Raw genomic sequence first — 25,757 nt, forward strand, 5'->3', positions numbered from 1 at the left:
CGTCGCGCTGTTAGAAGACTGTCCTCGAGTAGAACTGCTTTCCCACTGCTATGGCGCTGTTGGAAAACAGGCTCCGGTAGTTGTAGAAAACCTCGACCACGTACGCCGTCTGTTCCGGTTGCAAGTTCAAGGAAGCCAAGCCGTTGGTGACAGGATTGGGTTCGGCCGGCGTCGGGGTTCCGATCCTGCTACTTATGTCTGTTTGCGGGTTGCCCTTGTCCCAGCGATCCTGGACCAGGATCCGGTCGCCTTGCACGACGGTGATGAACATCATCCCGCGCCCCGTCATGTCCAATGGTTGTGCGGTTGCGGCCAGTACATCCATGACACCCTGAGGGTTATTTTGCAGCCCCGGAGAGGGGCGGCAGGCCAAGTTGGCACCTTCCCGGCTCATGTTGGAGATGGTGTTGCTGACCCTGATGGCGCACGCGAAATCGTAGAGCGCGAGCATGAGCACGGCAAACACGAGCAGGAGCAGGGCGAACTCAACCAGGGCTTGACCCTTGCCTTTATTTGAGTGCCTCCGAAGCTTCATGGCCCACCCTTCTCAGGAAAGTTTTCATTTGCCATCGCCGACCTGACCGTGAAGGTGTAGGCCCCGCCGGCCAGGAACGGTTTCAGGGCGGGCGTCAAGAGAGGACAGGTGTAGGTCAGGCTGACGACAATGATCTGGTTCCTTTCCCCCGGGTCGTTCTGGGTGGGGGTTCCCGTATAGTTGGCAAAGTTCACCTGGGCCGGATCGACCACGCTGATCCGCGGCTCCTTGGGAACGTGGAGGTTTCGGTCGTAGAGCCCCATAGATTGCTCCCGAATCTTTTCAATCAAGGCCCCCCTCCGCCCCAGGCCGGGCTCGGTCCGCCCTGTGATCGCGTACCGGGTCCCCGCCCGGACCGCATGCTGCATGGTCAGGTTGACAAAGAACATCCAGGCCAAGTCGCAGACTGCGAATCCAAGCAAGGCCACCACAGAGAGCAGCAGGGCGAACTCTACTAACGCCTGACCCTTTTTGTTCGACATAGCCATATTCCACCCGGGTAACACCTTGGTGGCCCCTTTTGAGCCCGCAACTGCGAGCCCCGGCCCAAAACGCACCCAGTATAAATTAGAAAAGTCCAATTTCAAGATACAAACAGCCTGCAACTGCAGCTGCACCTATGCGCCTGCAGTTGCATACCGCGCTTCATTTTTAAAAGGGGCCCGACTCCCCTCATCGCTGCCCCCCACTCCCCTCCCGAAAAAAATCGCTTGCAGTTTTTTTCCGACGTCGTACTATTTTTAAATGTTTTTAATTTTTAACACTTTTGTGAACAAAATTGACAGTTATCTGAACTAAAACCTCTTATCTGCAGCGATTGCATGTAATATTTCTCGAAATACCCGTAGTAAATGCCAAATTTACCGACAATTGCGCAGGCTATAACACTGCATTTTTTTACTTTTACCAATATCTATCACAGTAAACACAATTCAACCCTCATGGTAGCCTTACCAGGAAGGTCGTACAACTCAGCCCAACAAAGGAGGTGTCATCATGTTTGAGAAATTGAAAAAAACCGGAAGGAAAATGAAGGACGCCCTGACAAGCAACCGGGGGCAAGGGTTGGTCGAGTACGCGTTGATACTGGTGCTTATCGCGATCGTGGTAATACTCGCAGTAAGAACCCTGGGGACAACCACACGGTCCATCTTCCAGAACGTGAACACCGAACTGACGAAGTAACCGCGACCTTGCCACCTGCGGGGAGGATGCAGCACTCCCCTCAGGTGGCTTTGGCGTTCAGGAGGGAGCAGGTGTTTCCGCGGGCGGGCTCTTCGGCAGCCCCAGCACCTGCCACCGCAGCAATCTTCGTTGAGTGCACCGGAGGCTTGCAGTATGCCTGCGGTCCGGTTCCGGTCGAACGAAAGAGGAGGAACGGACTATGACCCGCCCCAACGCAGTCGCAGTAGTCTCGGTCTTCTCACTGCTATTCGCCGTGGCTGCCGGCTGGCTGACCTACGGATACCTGCAGAGGGAGATGGACAGCGTCAAGGCCGTCCAGCCGCAGAGGATCGTAGTTGCCGCCGCGGATATCCCCATCGGATCAGCCATCAAGCCATCGCAACTGAAGATCGCCTCCTGGCCCAAGGACAGCATCCCCCCCGGCAGCGCCAATGATACGGAGACGGTGGTGAGCAGGGTGGCCATCCGCCCCATCACCAAGGGTGATGCCGTCACCGAACCCAAGTTAAAACCGAAAACTGGGGCGGCCGGCAGCGGCTTCATGACCTATGTGGTGCCTCAGGGGCACCGTGCCGTGACGGTTGCAGTGAACGAAGTGGCGGGTGTGGCAGGTTTTCTCACCCCAAGCGACCGCGTCGACGTGATCGTGACCACGTCCCTCCCCAGCAACGAGAAGGAGAGTATCAGCAAGATCGTACTGGAGAACGTGCCGGTGCTGGCCACCGGGCAGATCACAGACCAGAAGGAAGGCAAGCCGGTCGTAGTTCCGACGGTGACCCTAGACCTGGTCCCCGAGGACGCGGAAAAGCTGGTGCTGTCGGCAAGCAAGGGCTCCCTGCAGCTTTTATTGAGAAACATCTCGGACACCTCCCATGTCGAGTCCCGGGGGGCAACCATCGGCAAGGTGCTGGGCGGCTTCGAACCGGTCCGGGTGAAGACCGTGGAGCGCCGTGTGCCGACACCGCGCCCAGCCCCGAGACCGGTTGCCGTGGTCAAGGCGGCCCCCTCGCACACCCTGGAAATCGTCAGGGGAACCGAGAAATCCTCGAGACAGTACCCGGAATGACCATCGCCGCTAAATACATCTAAGTAAGGACGAGGTGGCCTATGAATCTCCTCCCTTTAAAGAGAGGCGTCATGCTGGTTGCACTGCTGGCCATGCTCGGGGCCAGTTGCGCCTGGGCAGGCGTTCCGACCACGGTGGTCGTGAACAAGGGCGTGGTGTTGAGCCTTAAACGGCCGGCCCGCTACGTGACCGTCACGGACAAGAACATCGTCGATCTCCCCGACCCGCCCAAGCGCAACCAGCTCTTGATCAACGGCAGGAAAATCGGGACCACCAACGTGATCGTCTGGGAGGAGAACAGCGACACCCCGATCTTCTTCGACGTGCGCGTGGTTGGGGACCGGGAGGCCGTGGAGTCGCAACTGCGGGATTTCGCCCCCGACGACGACATCAGCGTCGACTACGCCGACGACACCCTCGTCCTCTCGGGGACGGTCGGCTGCGAGAGCACGGGGAAAAGGGCGGAGGAAATCGCCAAGGCCTATGCCCCCAAGGTGCTGAACCACATCACCGTGGACCAGCCCCTCCAGGTGCTATTGCAGGTCAAGGTGGCGCAGGTGGACCGGACCTCGCTCAAGAAACTGGGCGTGAGCGCCCTGGTCACGGGCCGCAGCGGCGAAGGTTTCTACAACCTGATCGGCGCCCCCAACGGCAGTTCGACAGTCACGAGTTCCGATGGTGTCAGGAGCAGTTCCACCCACGCCACGGGGATCGCCGGCAGTATCCCGGGCCTTGGCAGTTTCAACCCCTTGGACAGCTTCACCGCCGGGGTTTCCTACTTCCCCGCCGGCATCGGTGCGGTGCTCCAGGCGCTGAGCAGCAAAGGGCTCGCCAAGATCCTCGCGGAGCCGAACCTCCTGGTGAAAAGCGGTGCCGAAGGGAACTTCCTGGCAGGGAGCGAGATCCCCTACAGCGTGATCACGAGCCTCGGCGCCGCGGCTACCACCACCATCGTCTACAAGACGGTGGGCGTGAAGCTCAAGTTCAACCCCGAGGTGCGCCCCAGCGGCATGATCAGCCTGAAGATCGACCCCGCCGAGGTGAGCAGCATAGCGGGCACCCTTCCGGTCAACGGCTACCCCATCATAGACAGCCGCAACGTCAGTACCAGCGTCGAGTTGCGCGAAGGGGAAAGCCTGATCCTCGCCGGCCTGCTGCAGGAAGAACAGATCAAGAACATGTCCAAGATCCCGATCCTCGGGGACATCCCGATCCTGGGCGCGCTGTTCCGCGCCACGGACAAGGAGATCCGGGAAAGGGACCTGGTCTTCTTCATCACCCCGAAGATCGTGCAACCCGCACCGCCGGGAGTCGCCACCCCGCTGCCGACCGACCGGAAGGACCCCCGCGAGGAGAGACAGTTCGACTGGATTCCCAAGCTTCCCAAATGAGAGCGGACGGGGGCGGCTGCCGTCCAGCGTGACGCCGGGCAAACCTCCGGTAAAAGGGGCTCGTGAGATGACTTCCCAGTTTTCCATCGCCATCATAGACGAGGACAAGCCCTCCAGGGACGCTCTGCTCTCCTCCCTGAAGCCGTACGCCGACTCCATCACCCTGGCCGGCTCCATCGAACACGTCAGCCACCCCTCGTCACTGCAGAAAGGGACCCCCAACGTGGTGTTCCTCGGGGTCGCCAGGGTTGAGCAGGGCATCAAGGATATCCGGACCATCACGGCCCAGTTCCCCAGGGCCTCGGTGATCGCCTGCTCCTCGGAGAAGAACGTCGAGGGGTTCCTGGCCCTCATGCGCGCCGGCGCAGTGGAATACCTGCTGCGCCCCATCGGGCCGGAGGAACTCAACCTTTCCCTGCAGAAGGTGAGCCGGCTGCTCTTCGCCGCAACCGCCGAAGAACCGGCGCCTTCCGGCAAGATCCTGGCGGTGTACAACCCGGTGGGCGGCATGGGCACCACCACGGTCGCCGTCAACCTTGCCGCCGCACTCGCGGCCGAAGGGGGCAAGGTGGCCCTGGTGGACCTGAACCTCGAGGCGGGAGACGTCAACACATTTCTCAACCTGAACCCCGCCTACACCCTGAGCAGCGTGACCACCAACATCGACCGGCTCGATGCGGACTTCCTGATGAGCGTGATGACGCGCCACGCCTCCGGCCCCTATATCCTGACCGAACCGCTGGAAGTGGACGAGGCGGTCTCCATCACGCCGGACCAGATCCAGCGCATGCTCGAACTGCTCAAGAAGATGTTCACCTACGTGGTGGTGGACTGCGCTGGGCTGCTGGCAGGTTGCAACGTGACCATCCTGGACAGCGCGGAACTCATCCTATTCAACACCACGCTCAGCCTCCCCGGGCTGAAGAACACCAAACGCTACCTGCTGGCCCTGGCCAACCGCGGGCACGACCGGGACCGGGTGAAGCTGGTCATCAACAGGTACCTGCCCAAGTCCGACATCCAGCTCAAGGACGCGGAAAAGGTGCTGGAGGTTCCGGTATACCAGGCCATCCCGAACAACTACGCGGACGTGGTGTCGTCGGTCAACAAGGGGATGCCGGTAGTGCAACTGCTCCCGAAGTCCCCGGTGACCAAGGCCATACTGGGACTTGCGGAGCGTGTCAAACGGTAACCGGAGCGCCGCGCCCCGGCCGGCCGCAGCGTCGCACGGGGTGCCCGCGAGGGGGGAGCCATGTTGCTTGAGGACGGATTGAAACCAGCAGTCCCGACGCCCGACGACGACCAGTTGCGGGACATGAAGTCGCGTATCCACCGGCGCCTGATCGACACCATCGACCTGGCCAAGATGGACCTGATGAGAAGCAGCGAAGTGGTCTCGGAAATCAGGGGGGTGATCGAAAGCCTGATCGTGGGCGAGGGGATCCCCCTGAACCAGAAAGAGCGGGACCGGCTGGTGGTGGAAATCCAGCACGAGACCTTCGGCCTGGGCCCCCTGGAGCCGCTCCTGGCGGACGACCAGGTCTCCGACATCCTGGTCAACAACTGCGCCAACGTCTATGTCGAGCGGCAGGGGAAACTGGTCAAGACCGAGGTCCGCTTCCGCGACAACGCGCACCTGATGCGGATCATCGAGCGCATCGTCTCCAAGGTCGGGCGTCGCATCGACGAGTCCTCCCCCTACGTCGACGCCCGGCTTCCCGACGGTTCCCGTGTCAACGCCATCATCCCGCCGCTTGCCCTGGACGGCCCGGTGCTATCGATCCGGCGCTTCGGTCGCGACCCGCTCAGCATGAGAGACCTGATCCAGTTGGAGACCCTCGACGAGCGGATGGCCGAGCTTTTGGAGGGGGCGGTGCAAACCAGGCTGAACATCCTGATCTCCGGCGGGACCGGCACCGGCAAGACCACCCTTTTGAACGTCCTCTCCGCCTTCATCCCCTCCGACGAGCGCCTGGTGACCATCGAGGACTCGGCGGAGCTGCACCTAAAGCAGGATCACGTGGTGCGCCTGGAAACCAGGCTCCCCAACCTGGAAGGAAGGGGCGAGGTCACCTCACGCGACCTGCTGCGCAACGCGCTCAGGATGAGGCCGGACCGCATCATCATCGGCGAGGTGCGCGGCGCCGAGGCGCTGGACCTTTTGCAGGCCATGAACACCGGCCACGACGGCTCCCTCTCCACGGTCCACGCCAACACCACCCGCGACGCCCTGTCCCGCCTGGAAACCATGGTGCTCATGGCGGGGGTGGACCTTCCGGAACGGGCCGTAAAGGAGCAACTGGCCTCTGCGCTCAACATCGTGCTGCAACTGGTCAGGTTCTCCGACGGCACCCGTAAAGTAGTGAAGCTCTCCGAGATCACCGGCATGGAGGGGGGCACCATCGTCATGCACGACATCATGGTCTTTCAGCAACGGGGGATCGACCCGGAGGGGCGGGTGATCGGGCAGTTCCGCGCCACCGGCGTGCGGCCGCTCTTCGCCGAGCGTTTCAGACTCTTCGGACACGAGCTCCCGGAGATGATGTTCCGGGATTAGGAGCCGAGCATGCTTGTTCCTATCGTGGCACTAGTCTTTCTCACCGCCCTGTGCGCCAGCGCCGCCATCTGCCTCTACATCCTGCAGCGCAGCGCCTCCGCCAGGACCGAACTGAGAAGAAGGCTGCAGCAGATGGCACGCGGGGGGAGCGGGGAGCCCCAGCCCGAACTGCGCGAGGCGCTGGGCAGGAAGGCGCGCCAGGCGGGAGAGCTGATGACCCGCCTCCCGCAGACGCGCGAGATGGGGAAGAGGCTCGAGCAGGCCGGTATCGGCCTCCCCCCGGCGCTGCTGATCAGTGCCGTCCTTGGCGCGGCGGTCCTGCTGGCCGCCTTTACTGCGTTTGAGACCCGCTCCTTGCTTGCCGCCCTCCCCGCCGCCCTCCTGCCGCTGCTGGCGGCCGAGGTGGTCATCAGGGTGAAGACCGCGCGCAGGATCACCAGGTTCACCGAGCTGTTCCCGGATGCCCTGAGCATGATCGCACGCTCCCTCAGGGCCGGCCAATCGCTGACCACGGCCATCCAGCTGGTGGGGGAGGAAATACCGGATCCGACCGGGACGCTGTTCAGGATCGCCTACGAGCAGCAGCAACTCGGCCTGCGGCTGGTGGACGCCCTCGCCACCATGAACCAGAGGATCGAGAGCATGGACCTCAGGTTCTTCACGACGGTCATCACCATCAACTCGGACATCGGCGGCAACCTCTCTGAACTGCTGGAAAAGCTCGCGCTCACCATCAAGGAAAGGCTGAAAATCCGCCGTCAGGTAAGGGTCTACACGGCCCAGGGGCGCCTGTCGGGCTACGTGCTGGGCGCGCTGCCGCTGGTCGCCTTCGGCGCCTTCACCCTGCTCAGCCCCGAGTACGAGACGGAACTGCTCAAGGAGCCCCTCGGCCTGTACATCCTCGCCTTTGCCGCGCTGCTGCAGCTTGCCGGCCTGTTCATCATCAGGAAGATCATCAGGATCCAGATCTGAGGTGCGCCATGCTCTACCTGATCGTTTTCACGGTGTTTTGCTCCGTGCTGTTGCTGTCGGTGGCCCTGTCCCGGGTGCTGCTGTCGAGGAGGAACCCGGTGGCCGAACGCCTGGCCGCCTTCTTCCCGGCCAACAAGGCTGTGCACCTGATGCCGGAAGTCGAGTCTGGCACCTGGGCCTACAAGCTGCGCCGCATCGGCGAGCGGATGAAGCTCCCGCAGCAGGAGCACTCACGCTACAAAAAGGCGCTGGTGGCGGCGGGTTTCCATCGCGACAGCGTGCACGTGTTCCTCGGCAGCAAGCTCCTCCTCGCCGTCGCGCTGCCGCTCCCCTACCTGCTCCTTGCCGTCGCACCCAAGCATGCCTACTTCGACAGCGTCAGCATGGCGATCCTGCTGATGCTGGCCATCGTCGGCTATCTCCTGCCGAGTTACTGGCTTTCCAACAAGGTCAAGAACCGCCAACTGGTGATCTTCCACACCCTGCCCGACGTGCTGGACCTGGTGACTCTCTGCGTCGAGGCGGGGCTCAGCATGGATGCCGCGTTGTTGCGAGCCTCGGAGGTCCCCCAGTTGGATCAGAACCCGCTGGCCCAGGAGATCCGCCAGGTCACCATGGAAACCAGGGCCGGCAAGCCGCGGGTGGATGCGCTGAAGGACATGGCGGAGCGGACCATGATCGACGACATGCGCTCCTTCACCGCCATGCTCGCCCAGACCGAACGCTTCGGCACCAGCCTGAGCCAGGCCCTGCGCTCCTTCTCCGACGACCTGAGGACCAAACGGAGGCAGGCCGCCGAGGAGGCCGCCGCCAAGACCACCGTGAAGCTCATCTTCCCGCTGGTGTTCGCCATCTTCCCCGCCCTGCTGGTGGTGGTCCTGGGGCCGGCGGTGGTACAGATCGCGAGGGTATTCAAGTAGTCCCCATTCGGGCAGCACCACGGAGGAAATTTCACGTCCAAGGAGGTGATCCCATGAAAGTCGACTTCAACACGTTCATCCTGCTGGTAATCTCCGTACAACTGGCCCTGAGCTATGCACGACAGGCCAAGAAGTAGCCGCACCTCCCCTTGCCGGCCCGCAGGGCGCCGGCAAGGGTCTCCACCCTTCCCCCATGCTCCGGTCGCCGCAAAGGCGGTCCGGACACCCCTTCGGCCGGATGCGCCGGCCTTTACCCGACCTGCATGAGCGACAAGCACCGCCTGACACGATACCTGGTCCCCTCCATGGCCGATCTGCTCCTGGCCACACTGCTCTGCGCGCTGTTCTTCACCAACCCTTCCTACTTGCTGCTCGACGGTGACACCGGCTACCACATCCGCGCCGGGGAAGAAATCCTCAGGACCCGCACCGTTCCCCGCTTCGACATATTCTCGCAGCACACCCCGCCCCTGCCCTGGACGGCGCACGAATGGCTCGCCGAGGTGATCATGGCCCTTTTGCACCAGGCATGGGGGATGAACGGCGTCGTCGGGCTGTACGCGCTGCTGCTGGCGTTGACCTTCCGGCAGCTGTTCAAGGCCCTGATCGGCTACCAAACCGGCGTCCTACCTGCTGTCGCCGCCACCATCGCCGCCCTGGTCTGCTCCCAACTGCACTGGCTGGCTCGGCCGCACCTCTTCAGCTTCCTGTTCCTGGTCCTCTTTCACTACCTGCTGGAAAACTGGCGCAGGAAGGGGGGCGGCAAGCTGTGGCTGTTGCCGCCTCTGATGCTGCTGTGGGCCAACCTGCATGGCGGGTTTGCCGCGGGGTTCCTGCTGCTGGGCGCCTATCTGGCCGGCACGGCCGCCGGAATGATCGGCGCCACAGCCGAGGCCTGCCGCGCGGCGCGGGGGATGACGGCACACCTGTCCCGCGTGGCTGCCGCATGCCTGGCCGCGACCCTGGTCAACCCGTACGGATGGCGCCTCCTGCTGTTCCCGCTCAAGTTGGTCTCCGACCGCTACCTGATGGACCACGTGGCCGAGTTTCTTCCCCCCGCCATCCACGGCTGGGGCCCTTTCACCTGGCTGTTGCTGCTCCTGATCGCGCTCTTCGCCCTAACCCCGAAAAAGGCGGAACCGACGGAGCTGCTGCTGGTGCTGGGTTTTGGCTACATGGCCCTCACCTCGGTGCGCTACATTCCGCTCTTCGGCCTGGTCACGGCGCCCGCGCTGGCAATCCGGCTCAACGCCGTGCTGCAAGGCAGCGGCAGATGGCAGCGCCTACTGCGGGAGATCTCGGCCCGGCTCGCCCCCCTGGAGGAGCACGCCCGCCCCCCGGTATGGGGAGCCGTGGCCATAGCGGTGGTAACAGCAGCCGCTGCCGGAGGCCTCGTGCGCCACGCCTTCGACCGGCACCTGATGCCGGTGGACGCCTACCAGTTCGTGCTGCGCCAGGGGATCAAGGGGAAGGTGTTCAACAGCGACGAGTTCGGGGACTACCTGATCTACCGCGGCTATCCCGACTGCCGGGTCTTCATCGACGGCCGGCTGGACATGTACGGCGCGCAACGGCTGCGGGAATACAACGAGGTGATCGAATTCCGGCCGGGATGGGACCAGGTGCTGCAACGCTACGGCATCAGGTGGGTCATCTTCGAAGCCGACTCACGTTTCGCCAGGTTCCTGGAGCAAAGAAGTGAATGGCAGCTGGTCTACCGGGACAAGGTGGCCAAGGTCTTCCTGAAAAAGCAGGTCCCCCGTTAACCGCTTCATCCGTCCATCCGCCCATCCGCCACCATCTGGTCCCAACAGCAGCACGCCCGCCCCCCTCCCCCCTCGTTTCACGTCAATATCGCTACACCAGAAAATACCCTGCCGAGCCACAAAACATCTAAAGTACGCCCCCCCCCTGCCGATACGAGCAGTACGCGTATAACACTGGTTGTAAAACTCCCACGAGAGATTTGACGCAAAATCAAACTCCCTGAAAGGGCGGCAAAAAGTGGGTAAAAAAGTTTTTGTTAATAAAGCAAACATTACACTTGAAGGACCGTTCACGGTAGAGCGCGCCAAGGAGCTGCACCTGTTGCTCGTGGAGCGTTTGGACGGGATGCCGGAGCAGGCCGGGGGGGGCGCCATCGACCTCTGCCGGGTCGTTGACATCGATGCCTGCGGCTGCCAGTTGCTGGCGCTATTCCTGGAGAACCTGAAACGCCGGGGCGCCGCCCCGATGCTCACCGCAGTGCCGCCCGCCGTGAGGGAGCGGATCGTCACCCTCGGGTTTGGCGAACTCCTGGCGCTGCAACCCGAACCGTGACCCGGGCGACGACGCAGAACAAAGGAACTGGCATGACGACTCCCAGTGGGGAAACCAATAGCGTGGACCTGAACCGCTTCAACCAGGTCTTCTTCGAGGAATGCGCCGAGAACCTGGCCGAGATGGAGCAGATCCTGATCTCGCTGGGCGACCGGGAGCCGGACCCGGAGCAGATGAACGCGATCTTCCGGGCGGCCCACTCCATCAAGGGGGGCGCCGGCATCTTCGGCTTCAACGACATGACCGTGGTGACCCACGTCATGGAATCCCTGCTGGACCGGCTCAGAAACCAGGAGATCCCCTTCGCCCCGGAGATGATCGACCTCTTCCTGGAAGCGGGCGACGCCATCGCCATGCAGCTTGCCGGGCACCGCGAGGGAAAGGCGGTGGACCAGGAGGTCATCGACGGTGTGCGGGCCAGGCTGCAGCAGGCCATCGATGCCGGCGGCCGCGCCACTGCTCCCGGACTCCCCGCGGACCATGCAGAAGGGGCACCGCCCCCGCAGGAGGAGCTGTTGCCGCGCCGCTGCCGGCTCGCCTTCACTCCCGACCCCGAAATCTTCGCCCGGGGCATCCGTATGGAGAGCATCATCTCCGAGCTGGCCGAACTCGCGGAACCCGGCGAGTTCCACAGCAGCGCCCGGCTCATGGATGTACCCGAACTGGCCGAAGTCGACCCGGAACGCTGCCTGACCCGCTGGGAATTCACCATGCTCACCCGTGCGAGCCGGGAGCAGATCCTGGACGTCTTCATGTTCGTGGCTGACGAGGAGCAGCTCCAGATCGAGGAGGATGAGCCCGTGGATCGGCGCACGCCGGAGGGCGAACCGGCGCCCGAGCAGGGCATCGTTCCTGCCGCCGGCAGACGCGCCTACGACAGCAACGAAACCGCTCCCGGCGCCTTCGGCAGGCGCGGCAACGAGACGGAAGCGTCGTTCCGGGTCAACGTCACCAAAGTGGACCAACTGGTGAACCAAGTCGGCGAGCTCCTGATCACCCAGGCCATGCTGAGCCAGATCGCGGTGGGGCTCGACCCTATCCTGCACGAGACGCTGCAGCGCGGCCTGGTCCAACTGGAACGCAATACCCGCGACCTGCAGGGGAGCGTCATGTCGATCCGCCTGGTGCCGATCAGCATCGTCTTCAACCGGTTCCCGCGCCTGGTGCGCGATATCGCCGCCAAGCTCGGCAAGCAGGTGGAGCTGAAGACTACCGGCGACAGCACCGAACTGGACCGCGGCCTCATCGAAAAGATCGCCGATCCCCTGGGGCACCTGGTGCGCAACGCGCTGGACCACGGGCTGGAAACGCCGGAGACGCGGGCCGCCTGCGGCAAGAACCCGACGGGGACCCTGCAGCTTTCCGCCTCCCAAGTGGGCGGCAGGATCGTCATCGACGTGATCGACGACGGCGCCGGGCTGAACCGGGAAAGGATCCTCGCCAAGGCGCTGGAGTGCGGCATCCCCTGCTCCGAGGCCATGAGCGACGAGGAGGTGTGGCAGCTCATCTTCGCCCCCGGTTTCTCAACGGCGAGCGAGGTGACCGACCTCTCCGGCCGCGGCGTGGGGATGGACGTGGTCATCAAAAACGTGCAGGCCATCGGCGGGCGGGTCCAGATCGCCTCGGAGGCGGGGAAAGGGGCGCGCTTCACCATCAGCCTGCCGCTTACCCTGGCCATCCTGGAGGGGCTCTCGGTCGCGGTCGGGGAGGAGAAATTCATCATCCCGCTCAACGTGGTGATCGAGTCGCTGCAGCCCAAGCCCGAGCAGTTGAAGAGCGTCAACGGCCGGGAGGTGGTCCAGGTGCGCGGGGAATACCTCCCCATCCTCAAGCTGCACCGGATCTTCAACCTGGAGGCGGAGGTGATCGAGCCGCAACGGGGGATCCTGGTACTGGTGGAGGCGGACGGGGAACGAGGGGCCATCCTGGTGGACGCCCTTTTGGACGAGCAGCAGGTGGTGGTGAAGAGCATCGAAACCAACTACCGCCGGGTCGAAGGGAGCGCCGGGGCCACCATCCTGGGAGACGGGCGCGTGGCACTGATCCTCGATCTACCCGAGCTGTTCACGATGCACAAGAAGCTGTAGCAGCAGAAAGGAGACCATAAACCATGCAGACGGCACAGGGCAGTGCGGTAGAACAATTGACAGCGGACGGGGGGGCGGAATACCTCACCTTCACCCTGGGGAGCGAAAGCTACGGCATCGATATCCTCAAGGTCCAGGAGATCAGGGGGTACGACTGCGTTACACGCATCGCCAACACCCCCGCCTTCATCAAGGGGGTCATCAACCTGCGCGGGGTGATCGTCCCCATCGTCGACCTGCGCATCAAGTTCAACGTGGGTGAGGCGACCTACCACGAGTTCACCGTGGTGATCATCATCAACGTGCTGAACAAGGTGGTGGGGATCGTGGTGGACGGCGTTTCCGACGTGGTGGCGCTCCCGGCGCAGAGCATCAAGCCGGCCCCGGAGCTCGGGGCGTCCCTGGACACCCGCTACATCACCGGACTGGGGACCCTGAACGACGAGATGCTGATCCTGGTGGACATCGAAAAGCTGATCGGCAGCGACGAGCTGCAGATCGTTGACAGTACCGTGGACAATACTCAGAAAGAGGCGGTGAACCTATGAAAATTTCGCGATTCAAAGACTGGAAGATCCTGACCAAGATCCTCAGCATCTCGGTGGCCACCATCGTCATGATGGTGCTGGGCGTGATGTTCTACGTGCTTCCCTTCATGCAGAACAAGCTGATGGACGAAAAGATCCAGGCCACCAAGTCGGTGGTCGACGTGGCCTACGACGTGCTGACCGCGAACCAGAACGCGGTGAAGGCCGGTACCAAAACCCTGTCGCAGGCCCAGGCCGATGCGCTCAAGCAGATCTCCGAGATGAGATACCAGGGCAACGAGTACTTCTGGGTCAACGACCTGGACACCAAGGTGCTCATGCACCCGATCAAGCCGGAGCTGGTGGGCAAGACCCAGTACGAGAACAAGGACCCCAACGGCAAAAGGCTCTACGTCGAGTTCGTCAACGTCTGCAAGGAGAAGGGCGAAGGGGTGGTGGACTACATGTGGGCCAAGCCCGGCTCCACGGTGCCGGTCCCCAAGATCTCCTATGTGATGCTGATGAAGGAGTGGGGCTGGATCGTGGGTAGCGGCATCTACGTCGACAGCGTGAAGGCCGAGATGAACAGGATGAAGTACCAGATCATCGGCGGCACCGCGCTGCTCGCCGTGGTCATCTTCCTGTTCGCCTGGTTCACGGCGCGCAGGATCAAGGAGCCCCTGGACCAGGCCATCGCCGCCTCCAAGCGTATCGCTTCGGGGGATCTCACTGCCCAAATCGCCGTGGACAGCAAGGATGAGACCGGGGAGCTGCTCGCCTCGCTCAAGGAGATGAACGAGGGGCTCGCGCACATCGTGGGCGACGTGAGAACCGGCGCCGAATCGATCGCCACGGCAACCGAGGAGATCGCGGCAGGCAACGCCGACCTCTCCCAGCGCACCGAGGAGCAGGCCAGCGCCCTGGAGGAGACCGCCTCCAGCATGGAGGAGCTCACCTCGACGGTGAAGCAGAACGCGGACAACGCCCAGGCTGCCAATCAGCTCGCCATCAACGCCAGCGGCGTGGCGGTCAAGGGGGGCGACGTGATCAACCGGGTGGTGCGCACCATGGAGAGCATCACCGACAGCTCCAAGAAGATCTCGGACATCATCGGCGTCATCGACGGCATCGCCTTCCAGACCAACATCCTGGCCCTGAACGCCGCGGTGGAGGCGGCGCGCGCCGGCGAGCAGGGAAGAGGTTTCGCGGTGGTCGCGGCCGAGGTGAGGAGCCTCGCCCAGAGAAGCGCCGCGGCGGCCAAGGAGATCAAGGCCCTCATCGAGGACTCGGTCTCCAAGGTGCAGGACGGCAGCCGCCTGGTCGAAGAGGCGGGACGCACCACCCAGGACATCGTCACCAGCATCAAGAGGGTGACCGACATCATGGCCGAGATCTCAGCGGCGTCCTTGGAACAGTCCAGCGGCATCGAGCAGGTCAACACGGCCATCACCCAGATGGACGACGTCACCCAGCAAAACGCGGCCCTGGTGGAAGAGGCGGCGGCCGCCGCCGAATCGCTCGAAGACCAGGCCCAGCAGTTGGTGGCGGTGGTGGCGCGCTTCACCCTGGAGCAGGGCAACAAGAGTGCACCGCCGGCCGCGGCAGAGAAGCGCAAGCTCACCCACGCCGCGGCACGCCCGAAGGCCTCCGAAAGGAAGGCGAAACCCGTAGCGGTAGCAGCAGCTGCAAAAGCACAGGAGCGTCCCTCCCGGTCCGCCGAGGCCGCCGAGCCGGACGATGATTGGAAGGAGTTCTGAGAACCGAGACGCGCACGGAGCCGGCGCGCCGCCTGACGGGGGGGGGAGGCGCCGTGCCTCCCGGCGCCGCGGATCAGGGCTGGAACTCCTTCCAGTACCGCTTCACCCCTGACGACTTCGCCCGGGTGCGCGGCTTCATCTACCGCAACGCGGGGATCTCCCTGGCACCGGGCAAGATGGACATGGTCTACAGCCGGCTGGCGCGCCGGCTGCGGGCCACCGGGGTGGAAAGCTTCGCGCAGTACCTGGACCTCGTGGAAAGCGGTGACCTCCAGGAGGTGGAGGCCTTCATCAATGCCCTCACCACCAACATGACCTCCTTTTTCCGGGAGCCGCACCACTTCCGGCTCCTTGCCGAGCGCCTGCGCCAGCACCCGGAGCGCAAGCAGGTCAACATCTGGAGCTGCGCCTCCTCGACCGGCGAGGAACCCTATTCCATCGCGATGACCGCGCTGGACGCGCTGCCGGCGAACGCGAACCTCAGCATACTGGCCACCGACATCGACACCAACGTGCTCGCCAGGGGCAGCGAAGGGGTCTATCCGGTGGACCAGCTGCCCAAGATCCCGGAGCCGTACCGCAAGCGCTTCCTGCTCAGGGGGGAAGGGAACCACGAGGGGTTCATCAGGGTGAAGGAGGAACTGCGCCGCGTGGTGACCTTCAGGAGGCTGAACCTTTTGGACGAGCAGTGGCCCATGCGCGGGAAATTCGACTTCATCTTCTGCCGCAACGTGATGATCTATTTCGACAGGCCGACGCAGCTCGCCGTCCTGGAGCGGATTTCGCGGGTACTGCATCCGGACGGCCTTCTATTCGTCGGGCATTCCGAGAGCCTGCACCATGCCCAGGAACTGTTCCGGGTCTGCGGCAACACGACCTACGCCTTGAGGAGCTGACGGTGCCGCACAGGGGGAAACCGGGGAGGAAACGGGCGAGACACCCGGGGCATGGGCGGCTCAGTTACTTCGATCCGGAATTCAAAACCATGGCGGTCAAGATCGTGGCGGGAGAGTTCTACGCCACCGACGAGGCCGTGGCCATCACCACCGTGCTCGGCTCCTGCGTCTCGGTCTGCCTGTACGACGTGGAGCTGGGCATCGGCGGCATGAACCACTTCATGCTGCCGGAGTTGCAGCAGGGGGGCGGCGCCACCCCCTGCTCCGGGGTCTGCAACGACGACTCGCAAAGCTGCGCCCGCTACGGCAGCTGCGCCATGCGCCGCCTGCTGGAACAGCTCGAGCTGTTGGGCGCCAGCCGCAAACGCCTTGCCGCGAAGCTGTTCGGGGCCGGGCACGTCATGGCGAGCAGCACCGACATCGGCGGCAACAACGCGGCTTTCGCCGTCGACTACTTGAAGAAACAGGGGATACCGATCGTCGCCTCGGACCTCGGGGAGTGCTGCCCCAGGAAGGTGATGTTCTTTCCCAAAACCGGCCGCGCCCTGGTGAAAAGGATCCGCGCCCTGCACGCAGGAAGAAACTAGAATGCCCATCAAGGTGCTGATAATAGACGACTCCGCCCTGATCCGGTCCCTTTTGACCGAGATCATCAACCAAGCCCCCGATCTCCAGGTGGTGGGGACCGCGCCGGACCCGCTGGCGGCCCGGCAACGCATCAAGGAACTGAACCCGGACGTGCTCACCCTGGACGTGGAGATGCCCAAGATGGACGGGCTCGCCTTCCTGGAAAAGCTGATGAGGCTGCGCCCCATGCCGGTGGTGATGGTCTCCTCGCTCACCGAGAAGAGTTCCGCCGTGACGCTGAAGGCGCTGGAGCTGGGCGCCTTCGACTTCGTCACCAAGCCCAAGATCGACATCCGCAACGGGCTTTTGGAGTACTCCCAGGAGCTTGCCGAGAAGATCCGCTGTGCCCATACCGCCTTCCACAGGAAGGGGGGCAAGGCCCCTCCCCTGCAGGTGGAGGCGAAGCTCTCCGCGGACGCGGTGCTCCCCAACAAGCACCAGCACTTCGCGACCACGGAAAAGGTGGTCGCGGTCGGCTCCTCGACCGGCGGCACCGAGGCCCTCAAGGTCTTTTTGAGCGCGCTCCCCGCCGACTGCCCGGCGATACTGGTCACCCAGCACATGCCCGAGACCTTCACCCGGACCTTCGCGGCGCGGCTGGACGGGCTGTGCGCCCTGGCGGTCAAGGAAGCGGAGCACGGCGAACGGGTGCTGCCGGGGCATGCCTACATCGCGCCCGGCAACCGGCACATGATGCTGGCCCGCAGCGGCGCCAACTACACCATCGCCCTGGGCGACGGCCCGCCGGTGTCACGCCACCGCCCCTCGGTGGACGTACTGTTCCGCTCGGCCGCCAACTGCGCCGCCGACAACAGCCTCGGCATCATCCTGACCGGGATGGGGGACGACGGCGCCGCCGGGATGCTGGAGATGCACAACGCCGGCGCACGGACCCTGGCCCAGGACGAGGAAAGCTGCGTCGTGTTCGGCATGCCGCGCGAGGCGATCGCGCGGGGCGGGGTGGACGAGGTGGTCCCGCTCTCGGAAATGGCGGGGCGCCTCCTGGGGTGGCTCGCCTCGCACGGCAAGCGCAGCTTCAGGGTGTGAAGACGGGAAAGACCACCGGCAGGAGAAGAACGTGAAGTTCCTCGATGCGGCACGCGACAAGATATCGATCCCCCTGCTCATCAGCGCGGTCACCGTGGCAGTGGTGATGATGGTAGGAAACCACCTCATGCTGGACCAGATCCACGAGGAGGCGGTGCGCCAGGCCAACCGGCAGCAGGAAAACAGCATGATGGCCTTTTGGGAGCTGATGAACCGTCGCGGGCGCAACTTCCACATCGACAACGGCAGGATGATCCTGGGCGACTACTACGTCCTGAACGACGCCAACGAACTGCCCGACAAGATCTTCTGCATCACCGGAAGCAGGGCCACCATCTTCATGGGGGACACCCGGGTCGCCACCAACGTGCTCAAGGAGGACGGCACCAGGGCCATCGGGACCAAGCTGACCGGCCCCGCCTACGACGCCGTGTTCCGGGAGGGGATCCGCTACCGCGGCGAGGCGAACATCCTGGGCGCCCCGTACTTCACCGCCTACGACCCGGTGCGGGACGTGAACGGCAAGGTGATCGGGGCCCTGTTCGTGGGGGTGAAGCAGAGCGAGTACCTGGCCCGCTACGACCGCATCAACGTGAAGATCGGCGTCATCAACGGCGTCCTGGCGGCGATATTCGTACTGTGCGCCGTCATCCTGGGCCTGAACCGCAAGCGCGCCGAGGCCGAGATCAAGAGGCAGTTGAACTTCCAGCAGCAGATCATGGACACCATACCGAGCCCCATCTTTTCCAAGGATGCCCAGGGACGCTACAACCTGTGCAACAAGGCGTTCCAAAGCTATGTCGGGCTCAGCAGCGACCAGTTGATAGGGCGCTCGGTGTTCGACCTGTGGCAGCCGGACCTGGCCCGGAAGTACCACGAGATGGACCAGGAGATCATAGACGCACCGGGTATCCAGATCTATGAGTCACAGGTGAACTACGCCGACGGCAGCCTGCGTGACGTGATCTTCCACAAGGCCGCACTCCGCGACGACGAGGGCGTGGCCCAGGGCCTGGTCGGGGTCATCCTGGACATCACCGAGCGCAAGACGGTAGAGCAGGAGAGCCGCCGGATCGAGGCCCAGAAGCACCACTCGCGCATGATCGAGTCCCTGATGATCCAGTTGAACCACGACCTGAACACGCCGCTTACCCCGCTCTTTGCCCTGATCCCCATGATCCGGGCCAAAGTTAGCGAACCGGGCGTGGAAAGGATGTTGGAGATCTGCCAGCAGTGCGTAAACCAAATCCAGGGGTTGGCCGGCAAGGCGTTCGACCTGGTGCGCATCTCGTCGAGCCAGCCCCGCCTGATCCCGGTGAGCCTGTGCGCGGCGGTCGAGAGCGCCCTGAACGAGATGGCGCCGGTCCTGGCGCAGCGCGGCGTGATCTGCTGCAACGCGATCCGCGCCGACCTCCAGGTACTGGGATCGGCGGAGCAGCTCACGCTCCTGTTCAAGAACCTGCTCAGCAACGCGGCGCGTTACGCCGCCCAGAACGGCAAGGTGATCATCAGCGCCGAGATGAAGGGCAATGAGATCGAAGTGTCGGTCCAGGACGACGGCATCGGGCTGGACCACGAGCAGCTGAGTCGGGTCTTCGACGAGTTCTACAAGGTCGACCCTGCCCGGCACGACCTGAATACGCAGGGGCTGGGCCTCGCCATCTGCCGCAGGATCGTGGCCAACCACGAGGGGAGGCTCTGGGCGGAAAGCCCCGGGGCCGGGCGCGGCACCACCATGTTCTTCACCCTGAAGCAGGTGGGACACCAGCCGCCGGCCATCGCGGAGGACGACGTGTCTCAGGAGACCACCCCGGAGAGCAACCAGATATGAGGCACTTCTCCATTACAGAACTGAAAACGCGCATCGGCATCGCCATCGCCGTCACCATGGCCGCCGTGATCGGCATCGTCGCCCTGGGCGGAAGCGGGACTTCGGCGGGCCAGCCGTTGCAGCAACCGCTGCTGATCCTCGTGCTCTGCGTGGTGATCGTGATCCTGACCCGCATCCTGTTCTCCCACCTGGACCACCTCGAGGCAGCCCAGCGCATCGTGCAAGGACAGCAGACGGAACTGGCACTTGCCGAACAGCGGGAGCGCAGCCGGCTCAAGGCCCTGGAGCGGATCGCCACCGACGCGGAGCTGGAGGAACTGCTTAAGGACGTGGTGCAGTTTGTCGAGGATTGCCTGCCGGGATCGCTCTGCTCCATACTGCTCGTGGACGAGTCGGGCACCAGGCTGCGCCACGGCTGTGCGCCGTCCTTGCCGGCCGAGTACAACCAGGCGGTGGACGGGATCAGGATCGGAAAGGGGAAAGGATCGTGCGGCACCGCGGCCTTTTTGCGGCAGCGGGTAGTGGTCGAGGACCTGGAGCCGCATCCCTACTGGCATAACTTTCAACCGGCGCGCGATGCCGGCCTCAGGGCCTGCTGGTCCGAACCGGTCTTCGCCAGTAACGGCACCCTCCTGGGCACCCTGGCCGTCTACCACCGGGAACCGCGGGCACCGAGCAGCGAGGATCTCCACCTTTTGGAGTCGGCGGCCCATCTAGCGGGGATCGCCATCAGCCGGGTGCGTGCCGACGAGGGGCGCCACGTCCTGGAAGAGCAGCTGCGCCAGACCCAGAAGATCGAGGCAGTGGGGCAGTTGGCCGCCGGCGTCGCCCACGATTTCAACAACTTGCTGACGCCGATCATCGTCTACGCCGATATGCTGCTCAGGGTCTCTCCCGAGGGGAGCCCGCAGACGCGCATGATCCAGTCCATGAGTTCGGCCGCGCACAAGGCGAGCGACCTGACCCAGAAGCTCCTCTCCTTCGGACGCAAGCAGGTGTTGCACATGAACCTTCTGGACCTGAACGAGGTGATCACCTCCTTCAAGGAGATCATGCGCGCCACGGTCAGGGACAACATCGAGATCGACCTCCTGCTCTCCCCGGGTGCCGCCAAGGTGCAGGCGGACCGCGGCCAGTTGGAGCAGGTGCTTTTGAACCTCGTGTTGAACGCCCAGGATGCCATCGAGGGGAGCGGCTCCATCTGCATCGAGACCGGGCACCTGATCCTGGACGACGAGTTCCACCGGCAGCACCCGGTTGCCAAGCCGGGCCACTACATCCTGCTCGCCTTCAGCGACGACGGCTGCGGCATGAGCGAAGAGACGCTCAGGCACATGTACGAGCCATTCTTCACCACCAAGGAGAGCGGCCGGGGCACCGGTCTCGGCCTGGCCACCGTCTACGGTGTCATCAAGCACCACGGCGGCTGCATCGACGTCAGGAGCCGCCCCGGGCAGGGCACCAGGTTCTCCATCTATCTCCCCGCCAGCGCGAGTGCCGCGGAGCCCCTCATGCGTGCCTCCGCCGATGCCGCGCCACCGGAGCAGGACAGCACGGAGCGGACCATCCTGCTGGTGGAGGACAACCAGATGATCAGGGAGGTTGCCGCCGACCTGCTCACCTCCTTCGGATACCGCGTCCTGGTTGCGGAGACCCCGTCCCGGGCGCTGGAACTGGTGCACGCGGAGCAGCAGGTCATCGACCTGCTAGCCACCGACGTGGTCATGCCGGAAATGACCGGTCCGGAACTGTACGAAAAGTTGCAGGAAAGCCACCCCGCGCTGCCGGTCCTCTACATCTCCGGATACAGCAACGCTGTGATCCCGCACGATGCCGACCTGCGCCAGGAGGCGATCTTCCTGGCCAAGCCCTTCACCCTGGAGCAATTCATGGCCAGGATCAACGAGATGCTGTACCATGTGAAGCCGCCCCAGGGGGAGCCCCCGCCGCTGGACCACCGCACCATGGCCCGGCTGCTCGAAACACAACAAGGCGCGCCCGCGCCGGAACATAAGGAACCACAGCCATGAACAGACGGGTAATGATCGTAGACGACAACGAGTACGTCAGGGCATCGGTGGACATCATCTGCGAATCGGCCCAACTGGAACTGGCCAGTGCGGCCAGCGGCCCCGAATGCATCGAGCAACTGGAGGGGGGATTCCGCGGGGTCATCCTGATGGACATCATGATGCCTGAGATGGACGGCTGGGACACCATCAGGGAGATGGTGGACCGGGGGCTCTACCCGGGGAACGTCATCGTCATGCTGACCGGCATGGGTGAGCCGGATGCCAAGATGGACGGGCTCCAGGAGTACGTGTCCGACTATATGACCAAGCCCTTCAGCCCGGAAGAGCTGCTGGATTCCATCGAGTACTACCTCACCCTGCTCAACGCGCCGACGGACCATGACTAGGAACCTGGTGGTCATAGGCGTTTCCACGGGTGGGCCGCTGACGTTGAAGGCATTGTTCCGGGAGCTCCCGCCGCTGGATGCCGCATTCCTCATCGTGCTGCACATCACGCCCGAGATGGACTACCGCATCGCCCAGGGACTGGACGCGGCCGCCTCGATGCCGGTCAAACTGGCCGAGGACGGCGAGTACCTGAAGAGCGGCCGCGTCTACATGGCGCCGGGGGGGCTCCACCTCCAGCTGACCGGCAACAACCGGGTGGTGCTGTGCGAGGGCCCCCGGGTCAACTACGTACAGCCGGCCGCGGACGTCACCATGCTCTCGCTGAGCAAGCCGCTCAAAGGGAAGCTGATCGGCATCGTGCTCACCGGCATGGGACGCGACGGCGCCGACGGGATCAAGCACATCCACGACATCGGCGGCATCACCATCGCCCAGGACCAGCAGTCCTCCACCATCTATGGCATGCCCAAGGCCGCCGCCCAGACCGGTGCCATCGATTACGTCCTCCCCCCCCAGAAGATCGCCGGCAAGCTGATGGAACTGCTGGCCCCGCTGTGACCATCGGCTAGCCCGGGTCCCCATCCCGCTCGCCCGGTGCATGCTCCAACAGGAAGTCGACGAAGGCGCGGTTGGCCAGGGACAGGTAGGTGTCCTTCTTCCAGGCGATGAGCAGGTCGAGGTGCAGCGGGGGATCGAAGGAGACGGCGGCCAGATCGGTGTCCTCCGCCACCACCATCTTCAGGAAGATAGAAATGCCGGTGCCGTTGCGCACCAGCGACTTGACCAGGGAGAAGAGGTTGGTCTCGAAGATGATCCTCGGCGCGCTGCCGGTCCCCTTGAGCGCCTCCAGGAAAAACTCCCTGATGTAATACCCCTCCTTGTAGAACACCAGCGGCTCCCCGATGAACTCCGTCAGCGTCACCGCCTGGCGCCCGGCAAAGGGGTGGTCCGGCGGCACGCAGACCACGATCTCCTCGCGCAGGAAACGCCGCACCTCCAGGGTCGGGGGAAAAGCGGCGCTCCCGCCCCCCGCCACTACCCCCATGTCCAGCTCACCCTCCCCTATCATCTTCTGGATCCGCCCCGAGCCCTCCCCGAGCACGGAGATGCTCAACTGCGGGTAGCTCCGCTTGAAATCGCGGAAGATGTCGGGAAAAAAGTAGGCGCTGATCATCGGGGTGATGCCGATCCTCACTTCGCCCCGGGTCAGCCCCTTGAGCTCGGCCATCTCCAACTCGGCGCCGCGCAAATCGTCCAGAATGCGCCGGGCGTGCCCCTGGAAGATCTCCCCCTCCGCGGTGAGCGAGACCTTCTTGTCCTGGCGGTTGAAAAGGACCAGGTCCAGTTCCTCCTCCAGTTTCTTCACCGCCATGCTGACCGCAGGCTGCGCGATGCGCAGCGACTCCGCCGCCTTGGTGAAGTTGCTGAGCCGCGCCACCTCGAGGAAGTACCGCAACTGCCTGATGTCCATGCCGCCCCCCATTGATAAGCAATAGTTATCAAAGCGATAAACATTATATATTTTTCTTATGATCCTGCAACGGTTATAGTTCAACCCACGTCCCCCCCTTTGCGAGGTTCTTCCGAGAATTCCGGGGAGCCATCTTGTCCTCCATTAAATAACGAGACAAGGGCATCACGTTCCCCGCTTTGCGACGGGGGGACAGGGGGGATTTGCTTCAAAACGGCGGTCAACAGCAGGGGAGAATCATGGGATCCATCAAGAGCGGCACCAAAAGATACCGGCAGATCAACTGGGCATTTTTCTTCGCGGGCTTCGTCACCTTTATCACGCTCTACGACGTGCAGCCGCTGTTGCCGGTCTTCACCCGAGAATTCGGCGTCAGCGCCATGTTTGCCAGCCTGCCCCTTTCGGTCACCTCCTGCGCCCTCGCCATCTCCATGCTTTTCGCCGGCACCATCTCCGAGACGCTGGGAAGAAAAACCGTCATGGTCGCTTCGCTGGTGACCACCTCCATCCTGGCCTATCTGACCTCCCACACCCAGAGCCTGGAACAACTGGTCGTAGTCAGGTTCCTCCAGGGCATCGCGCTGGCCGGCCTTCCTGCCGTCGCCCTCGCCTATCTCAGCGAGGAAATCGCCCCGGCTTCACTCACCTCAGCCATCGGCCTCTACATCAGCGGTAACGCCATCGGCGGCATGACCGGCAGGATCTTCACCGCCACCATGGCCGATGCCACCTCCTGGCGCACGGCCCTGGCCATCATCGGCGTGGTCTGCTTCGTGCTGAGCCTCTACTTCGCCAAGAGCCTCCCCCCCTCTGAGAACTTCAAGAAGCGCTCATTCGCGGCGCGCTACCTGTTCAGCTCACTGTACCGGCAGTTGCAGGACCCGGGGCTGCTCAGTCTGTACGGAATCTCCTTCCTGATCATGGGGAGCTTCGTGACCCTGTACAACTACATCACCTTCCGGCTTTTGGGAGCGCCATACCATCTCCCCGCCTCGCTGGTGAGCCTGATCTTCCTGGTCTACATGCTGGGATCCTTCAGTTCTTCCATGATCGGGGTGCAGGTAGAGCGCTTCGGGCGCGGCCGGATGCTCTTTCTCACCATAGCCACCATGGTCGTCGGGGCGCTCTTCACCGTGAGCCGTGACCTGGGCACCATCGTCACCGGGATCGCCATTTTCACCTGCGGCTTCTTCGGCGCCCACACCATCGCCTCCAGCTGGGTGGGGAGCCGCGCCAAGACTGCCCGCGCGCAGGCCGCCTCCCTCTATCTCTTCTTCTACTATCTCGGTTCCAGCGTTTCCGGCACCGTCGGCGGTGTCTTCTGGACCTCCTTCGGCTGGCAGGGCGTGGTGCTCCTGATACTGGGGCTCCTGGGAGCCGGGCTGGTGCTGTTGAAGTTCCTCACCAGTTGTTCCGAAGGCGACTGCCCTGCCCGAAGCGCCGTTGCCACCCTCGACGTTATGCGCAGCTAAGTACTCAAGTTCCGGTCGTGCCTGCCGATAAAAGCCTCAGTAGTCAGGAGGAAAACAGCATGCAGGAACTTATACGAGTAGCGGACGGGGTAGCCATCCCTCTGGAAATGTTAGGGACCTGGGACAAGGTCTCGGAGTTGGCCTCCAAGTACGGTCGTGTCTTCGAGGCCGATCTGGGGCGGCTCGGGTTCAATTTGCGTCCCATTTACCATCTCAACAACTACATCGGCGGCGAGCAGGCGATAGCCTTCGGCACAGCCACCTCATCGAGGTTGCAGTTCGTGCTGCGCCCCGACATTTACAAAGCCATGGTAGGCAGCATAGTCCACTGACCCCCGGCCAGCGGGGCGGCCTGTTGCCCCCGCCTGCCCGTCCCCGCCTGTCCACTGCCTCACCAACAACACTGCCTCGCCCAGCTGCCAATTCAGGCTTTCCCATCATTCCCATAGTTCCCAGCACTCCCGTAACTCCCATCCTCGCAAGCCTTTCCGACAAAAAAGATCCCCAAACCCACAAACCCCGTTTTTATGACTTAGGTCAAGGTCGCAGTCGACATTAGCCGTTAAAGTCACAACATCGAAGCGGCACACAGGAGCCGACGGCTGCCACAGGGACCGCTTCAACAGATCAAGCAAAACCAGGAGAATGGATGAAGAGCTTTTTGAAGAACCTTTTCG

General features: G+C 63.4%; 24 protein-coding genes. 21 read left to right on the plus strand and 3 right to left on the minus strand.

The genetic code is table 11. The annotated features are described in order from the left end of the window. Nucleotides 1-10 precede the first annotated feature (10 nt). Both JFN91_RS15570 and JFN91_RS15575 read right to left on the minus strand, forming a co-directional pair. Nucleotides 11-535 (minus strand): TadE/TadG family type IV pilus assembly protein, encoded by a 525-nt coding sequence (locus JFN91_RS15570; RefSeq protein WP_199390108.1) that lies wholly within the window; start codon nucleotides 533-535, stop codon nucleotides 11-13. Beyond that, nucleotides 532-1,017, minus strand: coding sequence for a TadE/TadG family type IV pilus assembly protein (locus JFN91_RS15575; RefSeq protein WP_199390109.1), 486 nt, complete (start codon nucleotides 1,015-1,017; stop codon nucleotides 532-534). The genes JFN91_RS15570 and JFN91_RS15575 overlap by 4 nt, the downstream gene beginning before the upstream one ends. A 514-nt stretch (nucleotides 1,018-1,531) precedes the next feature. Between JFN91_RS15575 and JFN91_RS15580 the strand changes: the two genes are divergently transcribed. The 19 genes from JFN91_RS15580 (at nucleotide 1,532) to JFN91_RS15670 (ending at nucleotide 22,695) form a co-directional block, all read left to right on the plus strand. After that, a complete protein-coding gene (locus JFN91_RS15580; protein ID WP_199390110.1) occupies nucleotides 1,532-1,720 on the plus strand; it encodes a Flp family type IVb pilin in 189 nt (62 codons plus the stop codon). A 199-nt stretch (nucleotides 1,721-1,919) separates the two neighbouring features. Next, nucleotides 1,920-2,786 carry a Flp pilus assembly protein CpaB gene (gene cpaB / locus JFN91_RS15585; protein WP_199390111.1) on the plus strand — a complete coding sequence of 289 codons (867 nt, stop codon included), beginning with the start codon at nucleotides 1,920-1,922 and terminating at the stop codon, nucleotides 2,784-2,786. 71 nt (nucleotides 2,787-2,857) lie between these two features. After that, on the plus strand, nucleotides 2,858-4,177 hold the full coding sequence (locus JFN91_RS15590; protein WP_236015202.1) for a type II and III secretion system protein family protein: 1,320 nt from the start codon (nucleotides 2,858-2,860) through the stop codon (nucleotides 4,175-4,177). Between the two features lie 67 nt (nucleotides 4,178-4,244). Continuing rightward, nucleotides 4,245-5,369 carry an AAA family ATPase gene (locus JFN91_RS15595; protein ID WP_199390113.1) on the plus strand — a complete coding sequence of 375 codons (1,125 nt, stop codon included), beginning with the start codon at nucleotides 4,245-4,247 and terminating at the stop codon, nucleotides 5,367-5,369. A 60-nt stretch (nucleotides 5,370-5,429) separates the two neighbouring features. Next, nucleotides 5,430-6,734: a CpaF family protein gene (locus JFN91_RS15600; protein WP_236015204.1), complete on the plus strand. Its 1,305-nt coding sequence runs from the start codon at nucleotides 5,430-5,432 to the stop codon at nucleotides 6,732-6,734. 9 nt (nucleotides 6,735-6,743) lie between these two features. Then, nucleotides 6,744-7,706, plus strand: coding sequence for a type II secretion system F family protein (locus tag JFN91_RS15605; protein ID WP_199390114.1), 963 nt, complete (start codon nucleotides 6,744-6,746; stop codon nucleotides 7,704-7,706). A gap of 8 nt (nucleotides 7,707-7,714) precedes the next feature. Next, a complete protein-coding gene (locus JFN91_RS15610) occupies nucleotides 7,715-8,626 on the plus strand; it encodes a type II secretion system F family protein (RefSeq protein WP_199390115.1) in 912 nt (303 codons plus the stop codon). A 263-nt stretch (nucleotides 8,627-8,889) separates the two neighbouring features. Continuing rightward, the gene (locus JFN91_RS15615; RefSeq protein WP_199390116.1) at nucleotides 8,890-10,392 is read left to right on the plus strand and encodes a hypothetical protein; all 1,503 of its coding nucleotides are present in this window, start codon (nucleotides 8,890-8,892) and stop codon (nucleotides 10,390-10,392) included. Between the two features lie 238 nt (nucleotides 10,393-10,630). Then, on the plus strand, nucleotides 10,631-10,945 hold the full coding sequence (locus tag JFN91_RS15620) for an STAS domain-containing protein (protein WP_328747223.1): 315 nt from the start codon (nucleotides 10,631-10,633) through the stop codon (nucleotides 10,943-10,945). 32 nt (nucleotides 10,946-10,977) lie between these two features. Further along, a complete protein-coding gene (locus JFN91_RS15625; protein WP_199390118.1) occupies nucleotides 10,978-13,032 on the plus strand; it encodes a chemotaxis protein CheW in 2,055 nt (684 codons plus the stop codon). Nucleotides 13,033-13,055: 23 nt separating this feature from the next. Then, nucleotides 13,056-13,580, plus strand: a complete 525-nt coding sequence (locus JFN91_RS15630; RefSeq protein WP_183348410.1) for a chemotaxis protein CheW — start codon at nucleotides 13,056-13,058, stop codon at nucleotides 13,578-13,580. Further along, complete coding sequence (locus JFN91_RS15635; protein ID WP_199390119.1) at nucleotides 13,577-15,316, plus strand: methyl-accepting chemotaxis protein; 1,740 nt, start codon at nucleotides 13,577-13,579, stop codon at nucleotides 15,314-15,316. Before JFN91_RS15630 ends, JFN91_RS15635 begins: the two co-directional genes overlap by 4 nt. After that, nucleotides 15,301-16,212: a CheR family methyltransferase gene (locus JFN91_RS15640; protein ID WP_199390120.1), complete on the plus strand. Its 912-nt coding sequence runs from the start codon at nucleotides 15,301-15,303 to the stop codon at nucleotides 16,210-16,212. Before JFN91_RS15635 ends, JFN91_RS15640 begins: the two co-directional genes overlap by 16 nt. A gap of 89 nt (nucleotides 16,213-16,301) precedes the next feature. Then, nucleotides 16,302-16,799 (plus strand): histidine kinase, encoded by a 498-nt coding sequence (locus JFN91_RS15645; protein ID WP_199390148.1) that lies wholly within the window; start codon nucleotides 16,302-16,304, stop codon nucleotides 16,797-16,799. A 1-nt stretch (nucleotide 16,800) separates the two neighbouring features. Next, the gene (locus JFN91_RS15650) at nucleotides 16,801-17,886 is read left to right on the plus strand and encodes a protein-glutamate methylesterase/protein-glutamine glutaminase (protein ID WP_199390121.1); all 1,086 of its coding nucleotides are present in this window, start codon (nucleotides 16,801-16,803) and stop codon (nucleotides 17,884-17,886) included. A gap of 31 nt (nucleotides 17,887-17,917) precedes the next feature. Further along, nucleotides 17,918-19,717, plus strand: coding sequence for a cache domain-containing protein (locus JFN91_RS15655; RefSeq protein ID WP_328747229.1), 1,800 nt, complete (start codon nucleotides 17,918-17,920; stop codon nucleotides 19,715-19,717). Continuing rightward, nucleotides 19,714-21,747 (plus strand): hybrid sensor histidine kinase/response regulator, encoded by a 2,034-nt coding sequence (locus JFN91_RS15660; RefSeq protein ID WP_199390122.1) that lies wholly within the window; start codon nucleotides 19,714-19,716, stop codon nucleotides 21,745-21,747. Before JFN91_RS15655 ends, JFN91_RS15660 begins: the two co-directional genes overlap by 4 nt. Further along, nucleotides 21,744-22,136 carry a response regulator gene (locus JFN91_RS15665; RefSeq protein ID WP_199390123.1) on the plus strand — a complete coding sequence of 131 codons (393 nt, stop codon included), beginning with the start codon at nucleotides 21,744-21,746 and terminating at the stop codon, nucleotides 22,134-22,136. The genes JFN91_RS15660 and JFN91_RS15665 overlap by 4 nt, the downstream gene beginning before the upstream one ends. Continuing rightward, nucleotides 22,129-22,695 (plus strand): CheB methylesterase domain-containing protein, encoded by a 567-nt coding sequence (locus JFN91_RS15670; RefSeq protein ID WP_199390124.1) that lies wholly within the window; start codon nucleotides 22,129-22,131, stop codon nucleotides 22,693-22,695. Before JFN91_RS15665 ends, JFN91_RS15670 begins: the two co-directional genes overlap by 8 nt. A gap of 7 nt (nucleotides 22,696-22,702) precedes the next feature. Here the strand turns inward: JFN91_RS15670 and JFN91_RS15675 are convergent, their stop codons facing one another. Beyond that, a complete protein-coding gene (locus tag JFN91_RS15675) occupies nucleotides 22,703-23,608 on the minus strand; it encodes a LysR family transcriptional regulator (protein WP_199390125.1) in 906 nt (301 codons plus the stop codon). A gap of 239 nt (nucleotides 23,609-23,847) precedes the next feature. Here JFN91_RS15675 and JFN91_RS15680 point away from each other — a divergent pair, with 239 nt between their 5' ends. Together JFN91_RS15680 and JFN91_RS15685 are read left to right on the plus strand one after the other, a co-directional pair. Then, the gene (locus JFN91_RS15680; RefSeq protein WP_199390126.1) at nucleotides 23,848-25,080 is read left to right on the plus strand and encodes an MFS transporter; all 1,233 of its coding nucleotides are present in this window, start codon (nucleotides 23,848-23,850) and stop codon (nucleotides 25,078-25,080) included. A 59-nt stretch (nucleotides 25,081-25,139) separates the two neighbouring features. Next, nucleotides 25,140-25,412 carry a hypothetical protein gene (locus JFN91_RS15685; RefSeq protein WP_199390127.1) on the plus strand — a complete coding sequence of 91 codons (273 nt, stop codon included), beginning with the start codon at nucleotides 25,140-25,142 and terminating at the stop codon, nucleotides 25,410-25,412. Nucleotides 25,413-25,757: the final 345 nt, after the last annotated feature.

Source organism: Geomonas anaerohicana, assembly GCF_016458305.1.
GTDB lineage: Bacteria > Desulfobacterota > Desulfuromonadia > Geobacterales > Geobacteraceae > Geomonas > Geomonas anaerohicana.